Genomic DNA, 19,593 nt, shown 5'->3' with positions numbered 1-19,593 from the left:
GAACCAGGCTCACCGGGTCTCGACGTCGTCGGACCGGCCTGTGTCAGGTCGACGATGTCGAGAACCCGGCCCTTGTTCGGCTGGCTCGCGGGGGATCTGGCTGGTCATCGTTGGTCCTGCGAGGATGTCAGCATGGGAACGCGCGATCTCGCCCGACTTGCGTCACACGTCAGGACGCGTCGGCTGGAGCTCTACCGCTCGCGCCTCGCGGCCGCCGAGGCGGCAGGCATCTCCAAGGACACGTGGCGACGCGTCGAGGAGGGGATGGGCGTTCGCGAGGTGACCTACGCAAAGGTCGACCGAGCGCTCGGGTGGGATACGAGGAGCTGTGGCTGAAGGCGCCGAGCCAGTCCTCGTTGGCTCCGCCGCCGACGGCGAGTCTGCATCGGCCAGGGTGGGGTTGAGTGTGGCGGCCGTCCGTGAAGCCGTGTTCAAAGCCGCGAGGAAGACGATGCCGACCGTGGCGATCGGGGAGCTTGACGCTTTCAGTGAGCAGCTCGTGGAGGCGCTGCGGAGGTCGGGTGATGTGTCGGAATGAAAAGGATGCGCTTCAATCCCCGTACAACCTTTTCCGCGTTACCGCGGCCCGAGCAGCAGGAGAGACGGTGTGCGTCCTGCCGTCCGGAATTGTCGAAGATCGCGCAGTCCGACAGCGCGTGAGGCGGTTCATGGAAGCCCCGGGGCCCACTGTCCTGCCGTGGGTGCTCGGTTGGGCACTCGCAGTAGGGCGGGTGGTGGAGAAGGCTGGAGCATGTAGTGTCCGCCGTCCTCCGCGCACGCCGACCATCAAACTGGGAGATGTCAAGTGCCGTACACGGAAGTCCGCGGGAAGAGCGTCCGTGTGAAGTGGTGGACCGGGCAGGACAAAGGAAATCCTGGGCACGTTCAAGATGCTCATGGGAGATGCGGTGGTGAAGTGCAAATACCGTGAAGAATCGCCCATCATTGAGCAGAAGTGGGCGGGGTCTGTATAGGAAAGAGCGGATGCGCCGAGTCAAGCGGCGGCTGTCGACCCGGTCCGTGCATCAACTGGCCCACAACGCCCACCACGTCTGGGGGCTTCGCCGGAGGGACCTACGTCTGGACTATCGCCTTCACCGGGATGAGGTCACCCGGCGAGATGTTCGGCCTGCGGCGCGGCTACGTCTCGCCGTGCCGGCCGGCCTCCGAGCCGGACGACGAACTACGCGAAGAGGCCCTTTTCGCGTCCCACGACCAGCCGTGGGTCTTTCTTTCGCCGCAGGGCAAGCCGCTGCTCTCCACCGACTTCGACAACACCTACTGGTTCCCGATCAGGGACGGCGCTGACGAGCGTACGCCCCGGCCGCGGTACGAACGGTGGGCGCGGCCCGCCCTGCCGGCAGTCGAGGAGATGGCCGGAGAGGGCATATAGGGGTGGAGGGCGCCATCGCGAGGTGACCCTCGCGATGGAGGAGCGGATCGTTGGGTATCTCCACAGGGTCTGGGAGAAGGAGGTGGTGGGAGCCGGGCTATGGACGCCGACTTTTCCCATGCGTCTCTCATGTGATCCCGCGCAATCCGTTCCGCCGCTGATCAGCGGCCTTCCCCTCTTGGAGTACGAGTGATCGTGTGGGTCAACGGTGCGTTCGGTGCGGGCAAGACGAGCGCCGCGTGCGAACTGATCGATCTGATCCCGAACAGCACGCTGTACGACCCCGAGCTGACCGGCGGCGGGCTGCGCGCCCTGCTGCCCCAGAAGAAGCTCGCCGAGGTGACCGACTTCCAGGACCTGCCGATCTGGCGGCGACTGGTGGTGGACACGGCGGCCGCGCTGCTCGCCGAGGTGCCGGGAGTGCTCGTGGTACCGATGACGCTCCTGCGCCAGGAATACCGCGACGAGATCTTCGGCGGGCTCGCTTCCCGGCGCATTCCCGTGCGCCATGTACTGCTCTCACCTGAGGAAACGATCCTTCGTGGCCGGATCGCGGGGCGGACGGAATTCCCGGACGACCCCGAACACAGCGAGCGGATCCGACGGTGGGCCCACGAACACATCGACCCCTATCTGGCGGCCCTCGACTGGATCACGGCGGACGCCCACACCATCGACACCAGCACCCTCACTCCGCACGAGACGGCACAGCGGATCGCCGAGGCGGTGCGCAACGGGCAGGCCGAGGCGTGCGAGATAGTCCAGACCCCCGAACCGACCGCGGAGACGGTCGCCTCCGGGGTCCTGCTCTTCGACGAACAGGACCGCGTCCTGCTCGTCGACCCCACGTACAAGCCGGGCTGGGAGTTCCCCGGCGGAGTGGTGGAGGCGGGGGAGGCTCCGGCGCGGGCCGGGATGCGTGAGGTCGCCGAGGAGATAGGACTCCGGCTCGACCGGATACCGAAACTCCTGGTGGTCGACTGGGAGCCGCCGAAACCACCCGGCTACGGCGGGCTGCGCTTCCTCTTCGACGGCGGGCTGCTGCGCAGCGAGGACGCCGCGCATCTGCTGCTGCCCGGCTCGGAGCTGCGCGGCTGGCGGTTCGTCACCGAGGCGGAGGCGGCGGCGATGCTGCCGCCCACCCGCTACGAGCGGCTGCGCTGGGCACTGCGGGCGCGCGAACGGTCGACCGTGCTCAATCTGGAGGCCGGGGTGCCGGTGGGATGACGGACCGGGGCCCGCCCCCGCCCCCGCTCCGGCCCGGATCACCGGGCGACGGGGCAGGGCCGGGGGCGGGAGCCCCACCGTCGGACCGGGCGCGATCCGACGCGGCGGGCTAACCCTTCTTGGACTCCGCGTAGTTCCGCAGGAACAGCGCCTCGGCCACCGAGAGCCGCTCCAGTTCCTCCGGGGACACGCTCTCGTTCACCGCGTGGATCTGGGCCTCGGGCTCACTGAGACCGATCAGCAGGATCTCCGCCTCCGGGTACAGGCTCGCGAGCGTGTTGCACAGGGGGATCGAGCCGCCCATGCCGGAGGACTGCATCTCCTCGCCCGGGTACGCGACCCGCATGGCGTCCGCCATCGACGTGTACGCCGGGCTCGTGGTGTCCGCACGGAACGGCTGGCCCTGGCCCACCTGCTCCACCGTCACCCGCGCCCCCCACGGGGCGTGCGACTCCAGGTGGGCGGTCAGCAGCTCGGTCGCCTTGACGGCGTCCTGGCCCGGCGGCACCCGCAGGCTGACCTGGGCCCGCGCGCTCGCCTGCAGGGACGGCGTCGCACCGACCACCGGCGGGCAGTCGATCCCGATGACGGTGACGGCGGGCCGCGCCCAGATCCGGTCCGCGACCGTCCCCGCGCCGATCAGCTCCACCCCGTCCAGGACCTTCGCGTCCTTGCGGAACTCCGCCTCCGGGTACTGCAGACCGTCCCACTCCGCGTCCGCGGTGAGACCGTCGACCGTCGTCGTGCCGTCCTCGGCGCGCAGCGAGGCCAGCAGCTGGATCATCGCGGCCAGCGCGTCCGGGGCCGCACCGCCGAACTGCCCCGAGTGCAGGTTCCCTTCGAGCGTGTCGAGCTTCACCCGCAGCATCGTCATCCCGCGCAGCGTCGCGGTGACGGTCGGCAGGCCGACCCGGAAGTTACCGGTGTCGCCGATGACGATCGTGTCGGCGGCCAGCAGCTCGGGGTGCGCCTCCGCGTACCGCTCCAGACCGCCGGTGCCCTGCTCCTCCGAACCCTCGGCGATCACCTTCACGGAGACCGGGACGCCGCCGTTCGCCTTCAGCGCGCGCAGCGCGAGCAGATGCATGATGAACCCGCCCTTGCAGTCGGCCGCGCCGCGGCCGAACCAGCGGCCGTCGCGCTCCGTCAGCTCGAACGGCGGGGACAGCCAGGCGGACTCGTCCAGCGGGGGCTGCACGTCGTAGTGCGCGTAGAGCAGCACGGTCGGCGCGCCGGCCGGGCCGGGCAGGAAGCCGTAGACGGACTGGGTGCCGTCGGGAGTGTCGAGCAGGGCCACGTCCTGGAAGTCCTCGGCGCGCAGCGCGTCGGCGACCCATCCGGCCGCCGCCTCGCACTCGCTCTTCGGGAACTGGGCGGGGTCCGCCACCGACCGGAAGGCCACCAGCTCGGCCAGCTCCGTCCTGGCGCGCGGCATCAGCGAGGCGACGGTCTCGGAAATCGGACGGGCGGTCATGGGCACGCTCCTCGTGGGTGCGACGTTATGTGTACGGCGCGTTGTGTACGCGGCCGTGGGCGACGCCTTTTGTCCGGCGTTGTCAGTACGACGAAATCATGGCCGATCCTCCCACAGCGGGGCTTGGCCGAATCGCGCCGTAGGATGCCGTGAGCAGCTTGGGGCCACTGGTCGGATCGGGAGCAGAAGCACATCGTGAGCAGCGAGAACGCAGACGCCGGACGTGAGTCGGAAGAGTCGTCCGTTTGGGACGTCGTCGTGGTCGGCGCCGGACCGGGGGGAGCATCGGCGGCGTACGCGGCAGCCGTGGCGGGCCGGCGGGTGCTGCTGCTGGAGAAAGCGGAACTGCCCCGCTACAAGACATGCGGCGGCGGCATCATCGGGTTCTCCCGTGATTCGCTGCCCCCGGGCTTCGAACTGCCCCTGAAGGACCGCATCCACGCGGTGACCTTCTCGCTCAACGGGAAGCTGTCGCGTACGCGTCGGTCCAAGCGGATGCTCTTCGGACTCATCAACCGCGCCGAGTTCGACTCGGGTCTGGTGGAGGAGGCGCAGAAGGCCGGCGCCGAACTGCGCACCGGAGCCGCGGTGGTGCGGGTGGAGCAGCACGGGCCCGCCGTACCCGACCGGCGCACGGTCGCCGTGGTGCTGTCCGGGGGCGAGACGGTGCTCGCCCGCGCGGTCGTCGGCGCCGACGGCAGTGCGGGCCGGATAGGCGCTCACGTCGGAGTGAAGCTCGACCAGGTGGACCTCGGTCTGGAGGCCGAGATCCCCGTACCGGCGACGGTGGCGGAGGACTGGGCGGGGCGGGTGCTCATCGACTGGGGCCCGATGCCCGGGAGTTACGGCTGGGTGTTCCCCAAGGGAGACACCCTGACCGTCGGGGTGATCTCGGCGCGTGGTGACGGCGCGGGCACCAAGCGGTATCTGGAGGACTTCATCGCCCGGCTCGGCCTCGCCGGGTTCGAGCCCGCGGTCTCCTCCGGCCATCTGACCCGCTGCCGGAGCGATGATTCACCGTTGTCGCGCGGCCGGGTCGTGGTGTGCGGCGACGCGGCGGGGCTGCTGGAGCCGTGGACGCGGGAGGGCATTTCCTTCGCGCTGCGGTCGGGGCGTCTCGCCGGTGAGTGGGCGGTCCGGATCGCCGAATCGCACGACGCGGTGGACGCCCGCAGGCAGGCCCTCAACTACGCGTTCGCCATCAAGGCGGGGCTGGGTGTGGAGATGGGCGTCGGGCGGCGCATGCTCAAGCTGTTCGAGCGCCGCCCGGGACTGCTGCACGCGGTGCTGACCAGTTTCCGCCCGGCCTGGAAGGCATTCGCCGGGATCACCCGCGGGACCACGTCGCTGGCCGAGCTCGTCCGTACGCACCCGCTGGCGCAGCGGGCGATGAGCGCGATGGACCGCTAGGGCTGTTCTGCGGTTCAGGCTGGTAGCCGCGGTTCGGCGTGCTCCCGCGCTTCTGCGCGGTTCCGCCGGATCGCGGTCTCCGGGGTGGGCGCATCCGCCGGGAGGCTGTGCGGGGGTCACGCCTCGACCGGGGCTGTGCGGGCGGTCACGCCTCGACCGTGATCCGGAAGACCGGGTGGTCCGGGCACGCGGCGAGGAGTTCGGCATCCGTGGACTTCGCCGTGATGCCCTTGAAGTAGCTGTTGACCTCCCAGCCCCAGCGCTCCAGGTAGGTGCGGAGGATGCGCGTCTTCCGTTCGTCGTCCGCGATCTCCACGGCCGTGAATGTGCGGACCTTCCGACCGACCCGCAGCTCGCCGCCGCCGGCGACCCGCATGTTGCGCACCCACTGGGAGTGGCCGCGGGCCGATACCAGGTACTGCGTGCCCTCGTAGGTGTGAGGGTTGACGGGGATGCGCTGCATCTGCCCGCTCTTGCGCCCGCGCACCGACATCTCGGCCGAGCCGAGAAAGCTCACTCCGTGCCGGGCGAGCCAGCCGATCGCGCTGTTCAGCCGGATGGTGAACGGGCTGCCCTGAAGGTAGTACGGCTGCGGCATGGTGACTCCCACCGTTGGGAGAGCAGTGCTCTCGCTTGAGATCAGTGTGCACGTGTTCGGTGCTCGAAAGCAAGAGCACTGCTCTCATTAGTGTTCAGTGATCCGCCGTCGTGGCAGACTGAGGCCATGAGCACTATCCGAGGGGCCAGGGAACGCGCCCGTATCGAAGTGACCGCCGCCATCAAGGACGAGGCCCGGAAGCAGCTCGCGGCCGAGGGTGCCGCCAAGCTCTCCCTCCGCGCTGTCGCCCGCGAGCTGGGCATGGTCTCCTCCGCGCTCTACCGCTACTTCCCCAGCCGCGACGACCTCCTCACAGCTCTTATCGTCGACGCCTATGACGCGGTCGGCGAGGCGGCGGAGTCCGCCCGTGCCACGGGTGCCGCTCCTGGTGCCGCCGCCCATGTCGGTGGCGGTGCCGGTGGTGGCGTGCGCCGCGCCGCCGCGTCACCGGCCGGCCCGTATCTCGCGCGCTGGACCGCGGTCGCCTGCGCCGTACGCGACTGGGCCCTGGCCCACCCCCATGAGTACGCACTGATCTACGGCTCGCCCGTCCCCGGCTACATCGCTCCGCGGGACACGGTCGGCCCCGCCTCCCGGGTCGGGGTGGTGTTCATCGGTCTTCTCCGCGAGGCGTACCGCGCCGACGGTCTGGCCGTGCCGCCCCTCGACGGCGAACTCCGCCCCGAGGCGGAGCGGATGGCGGCCGACCTCGCCGCGGATCTCCCGCCCGCGGTCGTGGCCGCGCTCGTCGCCGCCTGGGCGCAGCTCTTCGGCCTGATCTCGTTCGAACTCTTCGGCCAGTTCAACCGGGTCGTCGAGGCGCGGGACGTCCTCTTCCGGCACGCCGTCGGCGAACTCGCCCGCTCGGTGGGACTGACCGGAAGCCGGGCCGGAACCCGGTAGGCGGCTGCGGGGGAGCCGGAGAACGAGCCCGACCGGGAGCCGTCCGGACGGAACCCCGGGCATCACCCGTCCCGTCACCGCCCGCCGCGACACCGTCCGCCGCCCTCACGGCGTACTCCCCGGGGAGTACGTGTGATCACCACGCCCGGCTGACGCCCGCGCGTCGGTGACCCGTCTAGCGTTGCCGCCATGGAAGAGCAGCAGCGATCACACACGCGTGGTGGTCCACCCCGGGGCCCCGTCGGTCCCGGTGGCCCCCGCGGCCCCTGGGGGCGGGGGGAACCTCCGCACTGGCTGTCCGGTCTGCGGGCACGGTCCGCCGCCGGGCTTCCGTGGCCCTCGACCATCGCGCTGCTGGTGTTCGTCATGGTCGGCACGGGCTTCGCGGCGCACGGCCAGGACAGGCAGCCGGTGGACGTCCTCGCGCGGCTGCTGCTGTTCGTCGCGGTCGCGGTGCTGCTGGTGCGCCACCGGCATCCCGTGGTGGCGGTGACCACGGCCGCCGCCGCCGCACTCCTCTATCTCGCCGCGGGCTACCCGTACGGCCCGGTCTTCATCGCCGTCGCCGTGGGGTGCTTCAGCGCCATCGTGTCCGGGCACCGGAAGGCCGCCTGGTGGTCGCTCGGCGGGCTGTGGGCCGGGCATGTGCTGGTGGGCCACTGGCTCTACCGGTGGCTGCCGCCCGCCGGGGACGGTGCCGCGCCCTGGGGGCAGGAGGCGTTCATCACCGCATGGGTGGTGGCCATCGTCGCCGCCGCCGAACTGCTGCGGGTACGCCGCGAACAATGGGCGGCGGCCAGGGCGGAACGGGCGGCCGCGGAGCGGCGGCGGGCGGACGAGGAGCGGCTGCGGATGGCCCGCGAGCTGCATGACGTCCTCGCCCACAGCATCTCCGTCATCAACGTCCAGGCCGGGGTCGGGCTCGCCCTGCTCGACTCCGACCCCGAGCAGGCCCGCTCTGCCCTCATCACCATCAAGGGAGCCAGCAAGGAGGCGCTCGACGAGGTGCGGCAGGTCCTCGCCAACCTCCGTACGCCGGGTGACGCCCCTCGCGCCCCGGCCCCCGGCCTCGACCGGCTGCCCGAACTCGTCGACCAGGCGGCGGGCGCCGGCCTGACCGTCACCGTCGAGACGGAGGGTACGGAGACCGCCGTTCCGCCCGGCACCGATCTGGCCGCCTTCCGGATCGTGCAGGAAGCCCTGACCAACGTCGTGCGGCACTCGGGCTCCCGTACCGCACTGGTCCGGATCGGCTACGGCGCCGGGCGCCTCCGCCTCCGTATCGACGACGAAGGCCCCGCGACCGGCGGCGACGCGGGCGGCAGCGGCAACGGGCTCGTCGGAATGCGGGAGCGGGCGGCGGCGCTCGGTGGCACGATCGAGGCGGGCCCCCGGACCGGCGGCGGCTTCCGGGTACGGGCGGAACTCCCGCTGCCCGCCGCCCCGCGGGACCCGGAGACCGGGCCCGGGGACCCAGCAGCTCAGCCGGAGGAGACACCGTGATCCGCGTACTGCTCGCCGATGACCAGCTACTGGTCCGGGCCGGCTTCCGGGCGCTGCTGGACGCCCAGCCGGACATCGAGGTGGCCGGAGAGGCGGCGGACGGCGAGGAGGCCGTGCGGCTGGTGCGCGAGCTGCGCCCGGACACCGTGCTGATGGACATCCGGATGCCGCGTCTGGACGGCCTGGCCGCGACCCGGCGGATCACCGACGACCCCGCGCTGAACGAGGTGAAGGTGGTCATGCTCACCACCTTCGAACTCGACGAGTACGTCTTCGAGGCGATCCGGTCCGGGGCTTCCGGCTTCCTCGTCAAGGACACCGAACCGGAGGAACTGCTGCGCGCGGTGCGGGCGGTGGTGAACGGGGACGCGTTGCTCTCGCCCGGAGTGACCCGTCGGCTGATCGCGGAGTTCGCCGCCCGGTCCAAGGAGCCCACGGCCGCGACCGCTCTCGGCCGGCTCACCGACCGGGAGCGGGAGGTGATGGCGCTGGTCGGCATCGGGCTGTCGAACGAGGAGATCGCCCGCAGACTGGTGGTCAGCCCGCTCACCGCCAAGACCCATGTGAGCCGCACCATGGTCAAGCTGGGTGCCCGCGACCGGGCCCAACTGGTCGTCATGGCCTATGAGTCGGGGCTCGTACGGCCCGGCTGGCTGGGCTGATCGGCCGGGATGGGCCGGCCCTCCGCGGCACGGGGGAAGCGCCACAGCACATGGACGATCCGGGCGAGGAAGGCGAGAGCGGCGGCTCCGGCACCGATGCCGAGGAGGAGGCGTTCGCCGTGGTGCGTGAGAGCGAAGAGCAGGGCGGGCGCGTAGATCCCCGCGAAGGTGACCGCCGCCACCACGGTCCCGCTCACCAGCGCGTAGCCGATCTCGACGGTGATCGCGTCCCGGTCCGCCTGTGTGCGTCGCCCCATGCCCGGATTCTCACAGGGGCGTCCGGTGGCGGCAAGGGAGCCCCACCGGTGGTGCGCCGCACTTCCCGGGGGAGCGCGGCGCGGCGTCAGTTCCAGGTGACCGCGGAGTTGTCCGTCCACAGCCGCGCCACCGTACGGTCGCCGGTCAGCGTGACGGCGGAGAGCGGCAGCCGGTTCCAGAGGGTCAGATAGATGCCCTCGGCCGTCCCGCTCAACTCGCAGTCGGCAGGCGGCAGCTCGTGGAGGACCTGTTCGCGGGTCGCTTTCGGCGGTTCGGCCGACAGGCGTACGGTCCACACCGCGTCGGCGCCCCCATCGGCATCGGCGTCCGCGCCCACGGCCCGCACGCGCAGGGTGCGGGGGACATCGGTGCGCACCCGGCTCCTGGGACGGGCGTGGAACCCGGTCAGCAGTTCGTCGATGCCGTCCAGCGCATGCTCCGTACCCACCCGTGTGAGCGCTCCTCCGAGCGCCGACTCGGCATCAGCGCGGTGCACCGTGGTCTCGTGCAACTGGCGCCGCGCCCAGAAGGCGAGGGGCGAGGGCGCGGGCAGGAAGACCCAGCAGTCGAGATCGGCGGGGGCCGCCGCGAGGGCTTCGACCAGATGGTGGTGGCCCGCGCGGAACCAGTCGAGCAGCTCGCCCCCGTCGAGATCCGGTTCACCGCCGTCCGGGTGGTACTCCGTGTGCCCCTCGGTCACGAATGCCGCCGCCCAGCGGTGCACCATGCCGGTGTGCCGCAGGAGATGGCGCATCTGCCAGCCGGGGCAGGTCGGGACCGAGGCGCCCGGACCGGCCTGTTCGGCCGCCGCCGCGAGCAGACGGCCTTCCATGGAAAGGGACTTGAGGTAATCCGTGATCTCCATGGTGCCGATTGTGGCAGGGGGCTCAGGCGCTCTGCGGGTGCGGGGAGCCGGCCCGGCCGCCCCGGCGTACCAGACGGGCGAACCATCCGAGCGCCAGCGACTGCACCAGGACCGACACCACGAGGGCGAGGCAGAGGAACCAGGTCGGCCCGCCCGCGTCCGCACCCGCCAGGGAACTCCCGACGAAGAAGACGAACACGGTGGGGGCGGCCAGCAGGAACAGCCAGACCCCGGAGAACGAGGCGTCTTCGTGGGTGACGAACAGGGTGTCCACCGTGACGAGGACCGTTGCCGCGAGCACCAGGCCGAGATAGCACAGCGAGACGGCGTTACCGAAGGTCAGACGCACCAGTGTGCGCAGGTGCGGGTGGTTGATGACCTGGTTCTTCATGGCCGGCTCCCGATCGAGTGGTTGAGGCTTCCAGCGTGCGCCGGGGGAGCCGGGAACGCCTGAGTACGGCTACTCAATCGTTCATGCGTGCGTAGCTCACGTGTGCGTGGCGTTGCGTGCGCCGTACCCCAGAACGGCGGCCCCCATGGCCAGCAGGGCCACCGTCGTCAGGGCGACCGGCAGGGAGAACCAGTCGGCCAGGAAGCCGATCGCGGGCGGGCCCAGCAGCATTCCGCCGTAGCCGAGCGTCGAGGCGGCGGCGACCCCGCTCGGTCCTGCCAGCTCCCCGGCCCGGCTCACCGCGACGGGGAAGATATTGGCGAGACCCAGGCCCGTGACGGCGAAGCCGACGAGGGCGAGCCAGATGGTCGGCGCGAGCGCGCCCAGCAGCATTCCGGCCGCGGCCGTCGCGCCGCCCAGGACGAGCGTCCGGGTCTGGCCGAACCGTTCGAGCAGGGTGGTGCCGGTCAGCCTGCCGATGGTCATGGTGAGGGCGAACAGGGAGTATCCGGCGGCGGCCAGGCCGGGGTGGGCGTCGAGATCCTGTTCGAGGTGCAGGGCGCCCCAGTCGGCGAGTGCCCCCTCGCCGTACGCGGTGCACAGCGCGATCACCCCGAAGAGGAGGACCACCCGGCGGGCCCGTCCGTCCAGCCGCTGCTTCGGGGCCGACGGGGTGTGCGACGCGGCGGGCGTCGCGGATCGCGAGGGGTGGCGCAGCAGCGTCGGCCCCAGCGCGGCGGTGGCGATCAGTCCGACTCCGGTGAGGACGAAGAGATGCGTGGCGGGGGAGAGCCCGCCCGCGACCAGCCCGCCGAGCCCGGCGCCGATCATTCCGCCGAGGCTGAACGCGGCGTGGAAGCTCGGCATCACCGGTCGTCGCAGGGCGGCGACCAGATCGACCGCGGCGCTGTTCATCGCCACGTTCATGCCGCCGTAGGCGGCGCCGAAGACCAGCAGCACCAAGCCGAGCGCGGTCGCCGAATGGGTCTGCGCGGGAAGCGCGATGCTCAGGGAGAGGAGGACTCCGCAGGCCACGGTGACGGCATGGCTGCCGTAGCGCCGGCAGAGCCGGCCGGTGAGCATCATGGTGATCACCGCACCCGCCGAGACGCCCAGCAGGGCGAGTCCCAGGGTGGAGGCGGTGGCACCGGTCTGCTGCTTGATGGCCGGGATGCGGACCACCCAGCCGGCGAAGAGGAAGCCATCGAGGGCGAAGAACACGGTCAGCGCGGTACGGAGGCGGGCCGACGAGGGTGGGGCGGTGTCTCCGCCAAGTCCCCCCGGTAGGGCCGTCCGCAGTTTGTTTAGTTGCGGCACAAACTCAGCATAGGGGCGCACGGACGAAGGGCGCAAGACGGTGGCCGGAGGTGGCCGACGGCGCGGCGGCATACGGCACGGGAGCGGGTGGCGTACGGCTCCGAAGCGTCGGCGGCACCTCCGGATCATGGGAGACTCGCCCCCATGAACGGCAAGGTGACCACCACCCGGACGAAGTTGGAGAGGGGCCGCAGCGCGCTCGGCCCCGCGCTGGAACTGGTCCACACCGGACGCGCGCCCACCCGCGCCGTACTCACCTCCGAGCTCGGCGTCACCCGGGCCACCGCCGGTGCGGTCGCCGCGGAACTGGAGGCGCTCGGGCTCATCCGGGTCGACTCCAGCCCCGGTTCGGCGGCCGGCTCGCAGGGCCGCCCCTCGCACCGGCTGTCCGTCCGCGAGAACGGACCGGTCGCCCTCGCGGCCCAGGTGCACGCCGACGGCTTCCGCGCCGCGCTCGTCGGCCTCGGCGGCCGGATCGTCGCCACCGCGCCGGGCTGTGTCCCCGTGATGGCCGACCCCGCCCAGGTGCTGGGTGAGGTCGTCGCCGAGGGGGCCCGGCTGCTGCGCGAGAGCGGGCTGCGCTGTGTCGGCGCCGGACTCGCCGTACCGTCCGCCGTGGCCGAGCCCGAGGGCACGGCACTCAACCCGCTCCACATCGCCTGGCCGGCGGGCGCCCCGGTCCGCGAGATCTTCGCCTCCTGCGTACGCGAGGCGGGCATCACCGCACCCGCGTTCACCGCCAACGACGTCAACCTCACCGCGCTCGCCGAACACCGCCACGGCGCGGGACGCGGCGCCCGGCATCTGCTCTGTGTCGCCACCGGCCACCGCGGCGTCGGCGGCGCCCTGGTGATCGACGGCCGCCTGCACAGCGGGAGTTCGGGGCTCGCGCTGGAGGTGGGACAACTCACGGTGAACCCCGAGGGGCGCCCCTGCCACTGCGGCGGGCGCGGCTGCCTCGACGTCGAAACGGATCCGCTGGCCTTTCTCACCGCCGCCCGCCGGGCGCCCGGGCCGGAGGAGTCCCTGCTCAAGCAGGCCGGTGATCTGCTGCGTACGGAGTACGAGGACGCCGCCGTACGCAACGCCGCCGAGGAGCTGATCGACCGGCTGGGGCTCGGTCTGGCCGGTCTGGTCAACATCCTCAACCCGGACCGCATCATCCTCGGCGGGCTGCACCGCGACCTCCTCGAAGCCGACCCGGAGCGGCTGCGGGCGGTCGTCGCCGACCGCAGCCTCTGGGGGCGCAGCGGCAGCGTGCCGATCCTGCCCTGCACCCTCGCCCACAACAGCCTGGTGGGCGCCGCCGAACTGGCGTGGCAGCCGGTGCTCGACGACCCGCTGAGCGCCCTCTCCTGAAGGGGGCGCCGGGCGGTCCGGGCGCGCGAGGGGCGCGGCGGCTCAGGGCGCGGGGCTCAGCGCGCTCCGGCGCGCGGGGGATCGGCTGTTGAGCCGGAGCACGAGGATCGGCTCCCGTGCCGGCGCGCGGGGGCTCGGAGACCGTGCACCGGCGTGTGCCGTCGCTCGGCCGCGCGCATCGACCTCGCCGCGCGTTCAGCCACCGCGTACCGGTGCGAAGGAGAAGGCCCGCGCCGGGTTGCCGATCAGCACCGCGTCCAACAGTTCCTTGCCCAGGGTCTGTTCGAGCCGGGGCCGCACCCGGCGCAGCAGATGCGGCATGCCGGGTGTCTCGGGCACCGTCGTGTCGCCGCCGAGCAGCAACTGCCCGCCGAAACCCGCGTCCGCGAGCGCCGCGAGCTGCTCCGGCAGCCTCCAGTCCGTCGCATGGTTCGCCCGCGAGGGACCGTCGAACGCCAGGAACGCCCCCGCCGCAGCGGCCTCGCGCTGCACGACTCCGTCCGGGGAGCGGCCGAGGTGGCCGAGGATCACCCGACGCGGATCGACCCCCGACTCCCCGCACAGCAACTCCAGCACGTCGAGCGCTCCGGTGCCCAGTTCCAGATGGACGGCGATCGGCGCACCCGTCCGGTGATGCGCCTCCGCCGCCGCGGTCATCGTGCGCCGCGCATGGGCGTCGACCCCGTGGAACGCCCCCGCCACCTTGATCAGCCCGGCGCGCACGCCGGTCGTCCCGATGCCCCCGGTCACCTCGGCGACAAAGAGATCGGCGGGCCGGGGGCCGATGCGGCGGAGCGACTCCTCGTCGTAGTGCACCGCTTGATGCAGCCCGGTCGCCGCGACCACGTGCGCGCCCGTCGAACGGGACAGCGCCGCGAGATCCGCCGCCCGCCTGCCCATCCCGTACGGCGTCCACTGCACCACCGAACGTCCGCCGAGCCCGCGGAAGGCGCGCAGCCGCTCGCCCGCCCGGCCCACGTCGTCCAGCTCCTGCCCCGCCAGGCGCGGGCTGCGCAGGAAGAGATGGTCATGGGCGTCGCAGACCCCCAGCTCCCCGGCGGGAATGTCACCGAGGACGGTACGGACCACCGCCACCGTCGACTCCGCCCCCGTCGACTCCGCCACCACTGCTTCCGTCACCACGGTCTCCGCCGCCGCGGTCTCGGTCGCCATTGCCTCGGTCACCACTGCCTCCCGCGGCCCAGCCGCTCGCGCTCCGGCGCCGACAGATGCAGCACCTCGTAGTGGTCGCCGACCGCTTCGGGGCTCGCCTGCTCCCAGAGCGTGAAGTGGACCAGCTCCCAGTGGCGCGGGTCCACCGCGAGCGCGGTGGCGACGGCCCCGGGCACGGCGGCCAGCCGCCATGACTCCTCCAGCGCGGCCTCGACCGCCGCCGCGGGCCGTACCACCGGGGGAATGCGCTCACGACGGCGGACGACGGTACGGGGGAGGGCGCCGGACGAGGGGCCCTCCACGTACGACAGGCCCGTCCAGTGCTGCACCTCCGGCCGCCCGAAGTCATCGACGATGCCCTGGAATCCGGGCCCCCAGAGGAAGGAGTTCATGCCTTCGGGGGTCGCCCACAGATAGCAGGGGGCGTACTGGTTCACCGGTGAACCCTTGCCGCGTTCGCGGATCAGGTACGCCTTGAGGCCGAGGCCGGGAAAGGCGTCCAGCAGATGGCCCTTCGTCGCGACCCGTTTACGGATGACCTCCATGTCGTAATCGGCGGGCAACGTGATCTCGTACTGCATGACGTGCATGGCGCACTCCTCGGGCCCCGCCGTCGGGCGAGGGCGGGTGAGCGGGTGGACGGGTGTGGAGGTGGGGGATCAGCCGGCCGGGGGGCCCGGGGCGTGGGCCGTCAGCAGGGCGAGGAGACCCTCGACGGCCGTGTCGAAGGCGGCGGTCGAGCCCGAGGCGCGGGCCAGCACATAGCCGCCCTGCACGGTCGCGACGACGGTCGCCGCGACCTGTCCGGGAACCAGCCCGGGAGCGAACTCGCCCTCGTCCAGACCCTCCTGGACAAGCTCGGCGAGCCGTCCGCGCAGCCAGCCGATGGTCTCGTCGACCGGCGCGCGCAGCTCGTCGTTCGCGATGACTTCCGGATCCATCGTCAGACGCCCCACCGGGCAGCCGCGCAGCACATCGCGCTCCCGCAGCAGATACGCCGAGATCCGCTCCCGCGCGGAACCGGGGCCGTCCAGCAGCCGCCCCGCCGTCCCGCGCATCTCCTCGGCCGTACGCAGGATGGCGGCGAGCGCCAGATCGGGCTTGCCGGTGAAGTGGTGGTACATGCTGCCCTGGCCCGCTCCGGCCTGCTGCTGGATGGCCTTGGGGCTGGTGCCCACATAGCCGCGCTCCCACAGCAGTTCCCGGGTGGCTTCGATCAGACGCTCCGGAGTGCTCATGACCCCACTGTACATACTAGTAGGTACAGATTGCGGAGTGGGCAGGCGAGCAGGCGGGCGGCCGCGGGCGGGGAGCCGCCGGGATGCCGCCGTCTGCTCCCGCGGTGGTACGCACACTGTCGCCGGCCGCACGACGCGCCGGACCCCCTGCCGGGGACAGGCTCGTAAGCGACAGAAGAACGTGACACCCCCCTGAACCGAGGGAGCTGACCGAGATGAACACCTTGGCGTACAACGGCGGACCCGGGCCCTGGATCCTTCTCTTCCCGATCCTCTGGGCGGCCGTCGTCGTCGGCGTCGTCACCCTGCTGCGACGCACTGTGTGGCGCTCCCGGCGCGGACCCTGGCAGGGCGCCGCCGCCCGGACCCCGCACGGTGCTCCCGGTGAGCCCTCGCCGATCGTTCTGCTCGGCCGCCGGTTCGCCGCCGGAGAGATCGACGAGGACGAGTACTGGCGCCGGCTCTCCGTCCTGGACGAGCAGTTCGGTCCCGGTTCCAACGGCCGTGCGGCATGACCCCGCCCGGGGGTGTGAACCACCCGGCAGTGCCCACCACCCCTGGGACGTGAGCCCGCCCCGCCCGGTCAGCCGACGACGGCCGACCTGACGGGGCTCGCGACCGACTCCACGGGGTCGGTGCGCACAGCACCGAACGGCCCGTCGGTCATCGACCCGTACACCGGGAGCGGTGGCAGGGTGGTGGTGCCGCAGGGCGCCGGAAGAGTGAACCAGACCGCCTTGCCGGACACGCCGCTCGGCCGCACGCCCCAGCTCTCGCTGACCGCGGCGATCAGGGCGAGGCCCCGGCCCGAGGTGGCGAAGGAATCCGCCTCGTTCACGGTCGGCAGCCGTGGGTCGTGGTCGTGGACGGAGACCGTCAGCCGGTCGAGCAGCAGCTCGATCTCGACGGTGCATGACTTGTCCGGCTGGGCATGCCGGTGGACATTGGTCAGCAGTTCGGTGACGCCCAGCGCTGCCGGGTCGATCAGAGGATCGAGATGCCAGTAGCGCAGTTGCGCCGAGATGATTCTGCGGACCTGACCGATCCGCGACGGCAGGGCCTGGAGCTCCACCGTGCAGTGCCTGCTTGGCTCGCTGATCACGGCTGCGACTCCCCGAAATAGGTCCGGAAGAAGACGAAGGAACGGATCCAGCAGATGGCTGGCTGCTGTTTCTGGTCTGCTTATGACTTGGTCCGTCCTGATTGCTGATGCCCGGCGGACTGGATCGCAGTGTTACCGCCGGTGCACCATCAGTGACGTATGTCCAGCGTGGACCAGTGGTTACGGCTCCGCAACTCGCGGTGGCCGCCCGGCCGCTCCGCCCGGCCGCCGGACAGCCCTCGCGGGCCGTCCGCACCGCCGCCTCCCGCGGGCCGCCCGCCCTGCCCGGTCGTCAGCCCCGTCGGCCGCCCGCGTTGCGCAGCACCTCCAGGAAACGGTGGACCGGAGCCGCACCGTCCCGTCTGCGGCTGCGCTGCCCCATCGTCAGCCGGTACCGCACGCCGTTGACCCGCGCGGTCGCCGAATCGGCGGTCGCGAACCAGGGTTTGCCCGCGCTCACCGCCCCCACCGGGGCGCTGTCGATCTCCCGCCCGTAACTCGTCAGGAGGGCAACCCGGCCGTCCTTGACGACCACCTGCCCCGCCTTGGTCAGCGACCTGGCCCATCGCTCGATCCTGACCCCTGTCGCACTGAACTCGGCGTCCGTCATCGCGGCTTCGCCCCCCTTCGTACCGACTCCTGCTTGGGCAGTCTGCCCTGGTCGGGCCGAGTTCACCAGGTGTCATCCGGACGGGATGCGCGCCCCCCGCGCCGCACGCCACAGCCGTCACACGCGTCCACGCCCGGCAGGGGCGCGCGCTCGCGCCGGGCGGGCGCGCGGGTTCACGCCGGAGCAGTGCCGCAGATCCGCACCAAGGCAGGGCTATGGAACATCAAAGTCAATGTTTGCGCAGGTGGGGGGAATATCGTGGGTGGACGGGAGTATCGGTGACACGAGGAGGAACGCGCTGATGGACACCAGTGGGCACGGACGTGACAGTGGGGCCACGGCGACCGTGGACATCGACCGCAGCGACCCGGAGTACCGGGCCTGGCTCAAGGAAGCCGTACGCAAGGTGCATGCCGACGCCAACCGCTCGGCCGACACCCATCTGCTGCGCTTTCCGCTGCCCGAGCAGTGGGGCATCGACCTCTACCTCAAGGACGAGTCGACGCACCCCACCGGCAGCCTCAAGCACCGGCTGGCCCGGTCACTGTTCCTCTACGGGCTCTGCAACGGCTGGATCCGCCGGGGCAAGCCGGTCATCGAGGCGTCCAGCGGCTCGACGGCCGTCTCGGAGGCGTACTTCGCGAAGCTGATCGGCGTGCCGTTCATCGCGGTGATGCCGCGCACCACCAGCCCGGAGAAGTGCCGGCTGATCGAATTCCACGGCGGGCAGTGCCACTTCGTCGACGACTCCCGGAAGATGTATGAGGAGTCCGCGGCCCTGGCCGCCGAGACCGGCGGCCACTACATGGACCAGTTCACCTACGCGGAGCGGGCGACCGACTGGCGCGGCAACAACAACATCGCGGAGTCGATCTACCAGCAGCTGCGACTGGAGCGGTACCCGGAACCTGCCTGGATCGTCGCCACCGCCGGGACGGGCGGCACCTCGGCGACCATCGCCCGGTACGTCCACTACATGCAGCACGACACCCGGATCTGCGTGCCCGACCCGGAGAACTCCTGTTTCTTCGACGGCTGGACCCACCACAATCCGCTGGCCACCAGCGACTGCGGTTCCCGCATCGAGGGCATCGGCAGGCCCCGGATGGAGCCGAGTTTCGTGCCGGGAGCCATCGACCGGATGATGAAGGTGCCCGACGCGGCCAGCGTCGCCGCGGTGCGCGCCCTGGAACGCGGCATCGGCAAGAAGGCGGGCGGCTCGACCGGCACCGGTCTGTGGAGCGCGTTCAAGCTGGTCGCCGAGATGGTGGAACAGGGCCGGACCGGCAGCATCGTCACCCTGATCTGCGACCCGGGGGACCGCTACCTCGACAAGTACTACTCCGACAGCTGGCTGCGCGAGCAGGGCCTCGACATCGCCCCCTACACCGAGACCGTCGACCGCTTCCTCAGCACGGGCAACTGGCCCGACTGACCGGACCCCGTGCGCCGACCCCGTGCGGCGGACCCCGGCTGGCCGGACCCCGTGCGCCGGGCGTCCGCGCGGCGCACGGAAGCGCGTCACTCAGGCGGCTGCCCCCGCAAGCCGGTCGCCGAGCCGGCGCACGGCGTCGCGGAACGAGCGCCCCACCCCCGCCCGCCCCAGGCCCAGGACGAACCGGAACGGAGCGGTCCCGTCGGCGGCGAACGTCCACTGCACATGCGTCCCGGTCGCGGACGGGGTGAGCCGCCACTCCTCCAACAGGGCCCGCAGGCCGGGGGCGTTGGACTCGTCGACCCGGTAGGCGTACCGCACGTCCGGTTCCGCCGCGACGATCGTCTCGCGGAACACCGTGCCGCCCCTGAGCCGGACCTCCCGGCCCGCCCCCGCGTCGGTGGGCGTGGCCCTGGTCACCGCGGTGAACCAGGACGGCCAGGACGCGACGTCCTCGGCGAGCGCCCGGTACACGGCGTCGGGAGGCGCGGCCACCTCGGCGGCGAAGACCAGGCGCAGCGGCGCGGACTCGGTGAAGTCCAGGCCCACGGTACGGAGTCGGCGTGCCATGGAACGCACCTCCCGGGCGATCGGCGACGGAGAGCCGCGCACACGATAGCGGCCACGACGTCAGATGTCTGTACCAATACGCTGATCAGCCCGCTCCCTGCCCGC

General features: G+C 71.8%; 23 protein-coding genes. 11 read left to right on the top strand and 12 right to left on the bottom strand.

Translation table 11 applies throughout. The features are described from left to right. The first annotated feature begins 132 nt into the window (after positions 1–132). The 4 genes from A6A29_RS15540 (at position 133) to A6A29_RS15525 (ending at position 2,620) form a co-directional block, all read left to right on the top strand. Positions 133–336: a helix-turn-helix domain-containing protein gene (locus A6A29_RS15540; protein ID WP_073720670.1), complete on the top strand. Its 204-nt coding sequence runs from the start codon at positions 133–135 to the stop codon at positions 334–336. Continuing rightward, a complete protein-coding gene (locus A6A29_RS15535) occupies positions 329–538 on the top strand; it encodes a hypothetical protein (protein WP_073720669.1) in 210 nt (69 codons plus the stop codon). The genes A6A29_RS15540 and A6A29_RS15535 overlap by 8 nt, the downstream gene beginning before the upstream one ends. Before the next feature lie 564 nt (positions 539–1,102). Further along, a complete protein-coding gene (locus A6A29_RS15530; RefSeq protein ID WP_143196989.1) occupies positions 1,103–1,393 on the top strand; it encodes a hypothetical protein in 291 nt (96 codons plus the stop codon). A 189-nt stretch (positions 1,394–1,582) separates the two neighbouring features. After that, complete coding sequence (locus A6A29_RS15525) at positions 1,583–2,620, top strand: NUDIX hydrolase (protein ID WP_073720667.1); 1,038 nt, start codon at positions 1,583–1,585, stop codon at positions 2,618–2,620. A gap of 109 nt (positions 2,621–2,729) precedes the next feature. Here A6A29_RS15525 and A6A29_RS15520 read toward each other — a convergent pair whose 3' ends face one another. Then, entirely contained in the window at positions 2,730–4,094 is a 1,365-nt protein-coding gene (locus A6A29_RS15520; RefSeq protein ID WP_073720666.1) for a dipeptidase, read from the bottom strand. Positions 4,095–4,289: 195 nt separating this feature from the next. On the opposite strand from A6A29_RS15520, the gene A6A29_RS15515 reads away from it, so the two are divergent. Then, positions 4,290–5,504, top strand: coding sequence for a geranylgeranyl reductase family protein (locus A6A29_RS15515; protein WP_073720665.1), 1,215 nt, complete (start codon positions 4,290–4,292; stop codon positions 5,502–5,504). 145 nt (positions 5,505–5,649) lie between these two features. On the opposite strand, the gene A6A29_RS15510 is transcribed toward A6A29_RS15515, so the two are convergent. Further along, on the bottom strand, positions 5,650–6,102 hold the full coding sequence (locus A6A29_RS15510; RefSeq protein WP_073720664.1) for a nitroreductase/quinone reductase family protein: 453 nt from the start codon (positions 6,100–6,102) through the stop codon (positions 5,650–5,652). A gap of 126 nt (positions 6,103–6,228) precedes the next feature. Between A6A29_RS15510 and A6A29_RS15505 the strand changes: the two genes are divergently transcribed. The 3 genes from A6A29_RS15505 to A6A29_RS15495 all read left to right on the top strand — a co-directional run bounded on the left by A6A29_RS15505 (position 6,229) and on the right by A6A29_RS15495 (position 9,170). Then, positions 6,229–7,005, top strand: a complete 777-nt coding sequence (locus A6A29_RS15505; protein ID WP_073720663.1) for a TetR/AcrR family transcriptional regulator — start codon at positions 6,229–6,231, stop codon at positions 7,003–7,005. A 189-nt stretch (positions 7,006–7,194) separates the two neighbouring features. Continuing rightward, positions 7,195–8,508, top strand: coding sequence for a sensor histidine kinase (locus A6A29_RS15500; RefSeq protein ID WP_073720662.1), 1,314 nt, complete (start codon positions 7,195–7,197; stop codon positions 8,506–8,508). Further along, complete coding sequence (locus A6A29_RS15495; protein WP_073720661.1) at positions 8,505–9,170, top strand: response regulator transcription factor; 666 nt, start codon at positions 8,505–8,507, stop codon at positions 9,168–9,170. The genes A6A29_RS15500 and A6A29_RS15495 overlap by 4 nt, the downstream gene beginning before the upstream one ends. Here A6A29_RS15495 and A6A29_RS15490 read toward each other — a convergent pair. The 4 genes from A6A29_RS15490 to A6A29_RS15475 all read right to left on the bottom strand — a co-directional run bounded on the left by A6A29_RS15490 (position 9,131) and on the right by A6A29_RS15475 (position 11,905). Beyond that, positions 9,131–9,427, bottom strand: coding sequence for a DUF6332 family protein (locus A6A29_RS15490; protein ID WP_073720660.1), 297 nt, complete (start codon positions 9,425–9,427; stop codon positions 9,131–9,133). The two genes, A6A29_RS15495 and A6A29_RS15490, sit on opposite strands and share 40 nt — an antisense overlap. An 86-nt stretch (positions 9,428–9,513) precedes the next feature. Further along, positions 9,514–10,293, bottom strand: coding sequence for a maleylpyruvate isomerase family mycothiol-dependent enzyme (locus A6A29_RS15485; protein ID WP_073720659.1), 780 nt, complete (start codon positions 10,291–10,293; stop codon positions 9,514–9,516). A gap of 22 nt (positions 10,294–10,315) precedes the next feature. Then, positions 10,316–10,684, bottom strand: coding sequence for an SCO4225 family membrane protein (locus A6A29_RS15480; RefSeq protein WP_073720658.1), 369 nt, complete (start codon positions 10,682–10,684; stop codon positions 10,316–10,318). A gap of 96 nt (positions 10,685–10,780) precedes the next feature. Beyond that, positions 10,781–11,905 carry an MFS transporter gene (locus tag A6A29_RS15475; RefSeq protein WP_073720657.1) on the bottom strand — a complete coding sequence of 375 codons (1,125 nt, stop codon included), beginning with the start codon at positions 11,903–11,905 and terminating at the stop codon, positions 10,781–10,783. Between the two features lie 240 nt (positions 11,906–12,145). On the opposite strand from A6A29_RS15475, the gene A6A29_RS15470 reads away from it, so the two are divergent. Further along, complete coding sequence (locus A6A29_RS15470; protein ID WP_073720656.1) at positions 12,146–13,360, top strand: ROK family protein; 1,215 nt, start codon at positions 12,146–12,148, stop codon at positions 13,358–13,360. Between the two features lie 195 nt (positions 13,361–13,555). Here A6A29_RS15470 and A6A29_RS15465 read toward each other — a convergent pair whose 3' ends face one another. The 3 genes from A6A29_RS15465 to A6A29_RS15455 all read right to left on the bottom strand — a co-directional run bounded on the left by A6A29_RS15465 (position 13,556) and on the right by A6A29_RS15455 (position 15,786). After that, the gene (locus tag A6A29_RS15465; protein ID WP_073720698.1) at positions 13,556–14,455 is read right to left on the bottom strand and encodes a phosphotriesterase family protein; all 900 of its coding nucleotides are present in this window, start codon (positions 14,453–14,455) and stop codon (positions 13,556–13,558) included. Positions 14,456–14,541: 86 nt separating this feature from the next. Next, entirely contained in the window at positions 14,542–15,123 is a 582-nt protein-coding gene (locus A6A29_RS15460; RefSeq protein ID WP_073720655.1) for a DUF4865 family protein, read from the bottom strand. Positions 15,124–15,192: 69 nt separating this feature from the next. Beyond that, on the bottom strand, positions 15,193–15,786 hold the full coding sequence (locus A6A29_RS15455) for a TetR/AcrR family transcriptional regulator (RefSeq protein WP_073720654.1): 594 nt from the start codon (positions 15,784–15,786) through the stop codon (positions 15,193–15,195). 200 nt (positions 15,787–15,986) lie between these two features. On the opposite strand from A6A29_RS15455, the gene A6A29_RS15450 reads away from it, so the two are divergent. Continuing rightward, complete coding sequence (locus A6A29_RS15450; protein WP_073720653.1) at positions 15,987–16,286, top strand: SHOCT domain-containing protein; 300 nt, start codon at positions 15,987–15,989, stop codon at positions 16,284–16,286. 68 nt (positions 16,287–16,354) lie between these two features. On the opposite strand, the gene A6A29_RS15445 is transcribed toward A6A29_RS15450, so the two are convergent. Beyond that, positions 16,355–16,873: an ATP-binding protein gene (locus A6A29_RS15445; protein WP_198953081.1), complete on the bottom strand. Its 519-nt coding sequence runs from the start codon at positions 16,871–16,873 to the stop codon at positions 16,355–16,357. 292 nt (positions 16,874–17,165) lie between these two features. Beyond that, entirely contained in the window at positions 17,166–17,483 is a 318-nt protein-coding gene (locus tag A6A29_RS15440) for a hypothetical protein (RefSeq protein ID WP_073720652.1), read from the bottom strand. 301 nt (positions 17,484–17,784) lie between these two features. Here A6A29_RS15440 and A6A29_RS15435 point away from each other — a divergent pair, with 301 nt between their 5' ends. After that, the gene (locus A6A29_RS15435; protein ID WP_073720651.1) at positions 17,785–18,918 is read left to right on the top strand and encodes a PLP-dependent cysteine synthase family protein; all 1,134 of its coding nucleotides are present in this window, start codon (positions 17,785–17,787) and stop codon (positions 18,916–18,918) included. Positions 18,919–19,008: 90 nt separating this feature from the next. Here A6A29_RS15435 and A6A29_RS15430 read toward each other — a convergent pair whose 3' ends face one another. Then, a complete protein-coding gene (locus tag A6A29_RS15430; protein ID WP_073720650.1) occupies positions 19,009–19,488 on the bottom strand; it encodes an SRPBCC family protein in 480 nt (159 codons plus the stop codon). Between the last annotated feature and the right edge of the window lie 105 nt (positions 19,489–19,593).

Source organism: Streptomyces sp. TSRI0281 (genome assembly GCF_001905125.1).
GTDB lineage: Bacteria > Actinomycetota > Actinomycetes > Streptomycetales > Streptomycetaceae > Streptomyces.
This window is presented reverse-complemented; position numbering and strand designations above follow the sequence as displayed.

What these genes read in the sequence shown, in the direction of transcription:
- A6A29_RS15540 (WP_073720670.1), top strand. Translation starts at nt 133, where the DNA reads ATGGGAACGCGCGATCTCGCCCGACTTGCGTCACACGTCAGGACGCGT.
- A6A29_RS15530 (WP_143196989.1), top strand. Translation starts at nt 1,103, where the DNA reads ATGAGGTCACCCGGCGAGATGTTCGGCCTGCGGCGCGGCTACGTCTCG.
- A6A29_RS15520 (WP_073720666.1), bottom strand. Translation starts at nt 4,094, where the DNA reads ATGACCGCCCGTCCGATTTCCGAGACCGTCGCCTCGCTGATGCCGCGC.
- A6A29_RS15510 (WP_073720664.1), bottom strand. Translation starts at nt 6,102, where the DNA reads ATGCCGCAGCCGTACTACCTTCAGGGCAGCCCGTTCACCATCCGGCTG.
- A6A29_RS15505 (WP_073720663.1), top strand. Translation starts at nt 6,229, where the DNA reads ATGAGCACTATCCGAGGGGCCAGGGAACGCGCCCGTATCGAAGTGACC.
- A6A29_RS15500 (WP_073720662.1), top strand. Translation starts at nt 7,195, where the DNA reads ATGGAAGAGCAGCAGCGATCACACACGCGTGGTGGTCCACCCCGGGGC.
- A6A29_RS15490 (WP_073720660.1), bottom strand. Translation starts at nt 9,427, where the DNA reads ATGGGGCGACGCACACAGGCGGACCGGGACGCGATCACCGTCGAGATC.
- A6A29_RS15485 (WP_073720659.1), bottom strand. Translation starts at nt 10,293, where the DNA reads ATGGAGATCACGGATTACCTCAAGTCCCTTTCCATGGAAGGCCGTCTG.
- A6A29_RS15480 (WP_073720658.1), bottom strand. Translation starts at nt 10,684, where the DNA reads ATGAAGAACCAGGTCATCAACCACCCGCACCTGCGCACACTGGTGCGT.
- A6A29_RS15470 (WP_073720656.1), top strand. Translation starts at nt 12,146, where the DNA reads ATGAACGGCAAGGTGACCACCACCCGGACGAAGTTGGAGAGGGGCCGC.
- A6A29_RS15460 (WP_073720655.1), bottom strand. Translation starts at nt 15,123, where the DNA reads ATGCACGTCATGCAGTACGAGATCACGTTGCCCGCCGATTACGACATG.
- A6A29_RS15455 (WP_073720654.1), bottom strand. Translation starts at nt 15,786, where the DNA reads ATGTACAGTGGGGTCATGAGCACTCCGGAGCGTCTGATCGAAGCCACC.
- A6A29_RS15450 (WP_073720653.1), top strand. Translation starts at nt 15,987, where the DNA reads ATGAACACCTTGGCGTACAACGGCGGACCCGGGCCCTGGATCCTTCTC.
- A6A29_RS15440 (WP_073720652.1), bottom strand. Translation starts at nt 17,483, where the DNA reads ATGACGGACGCCGAGTTCAGTGCGACAGGGGTCAGGATCGAGCGATGG.
- A6A29_RS15435 (WP_073720651.1), top strand. Translation starts at nt 17,785, where the DNA reads ATGGACACCAGTGGGCACGGACGTGACAGTGGGGCCACGGCGACCGTG.
- A6A29_RS15430 (WP_073720650.1), bottom strand. Translation starts at nt 19,488, where the DNA reads ATGGCACGCCGACTCCGTACCGTGGGCCTGGACTTCACCGAGTCCGCG.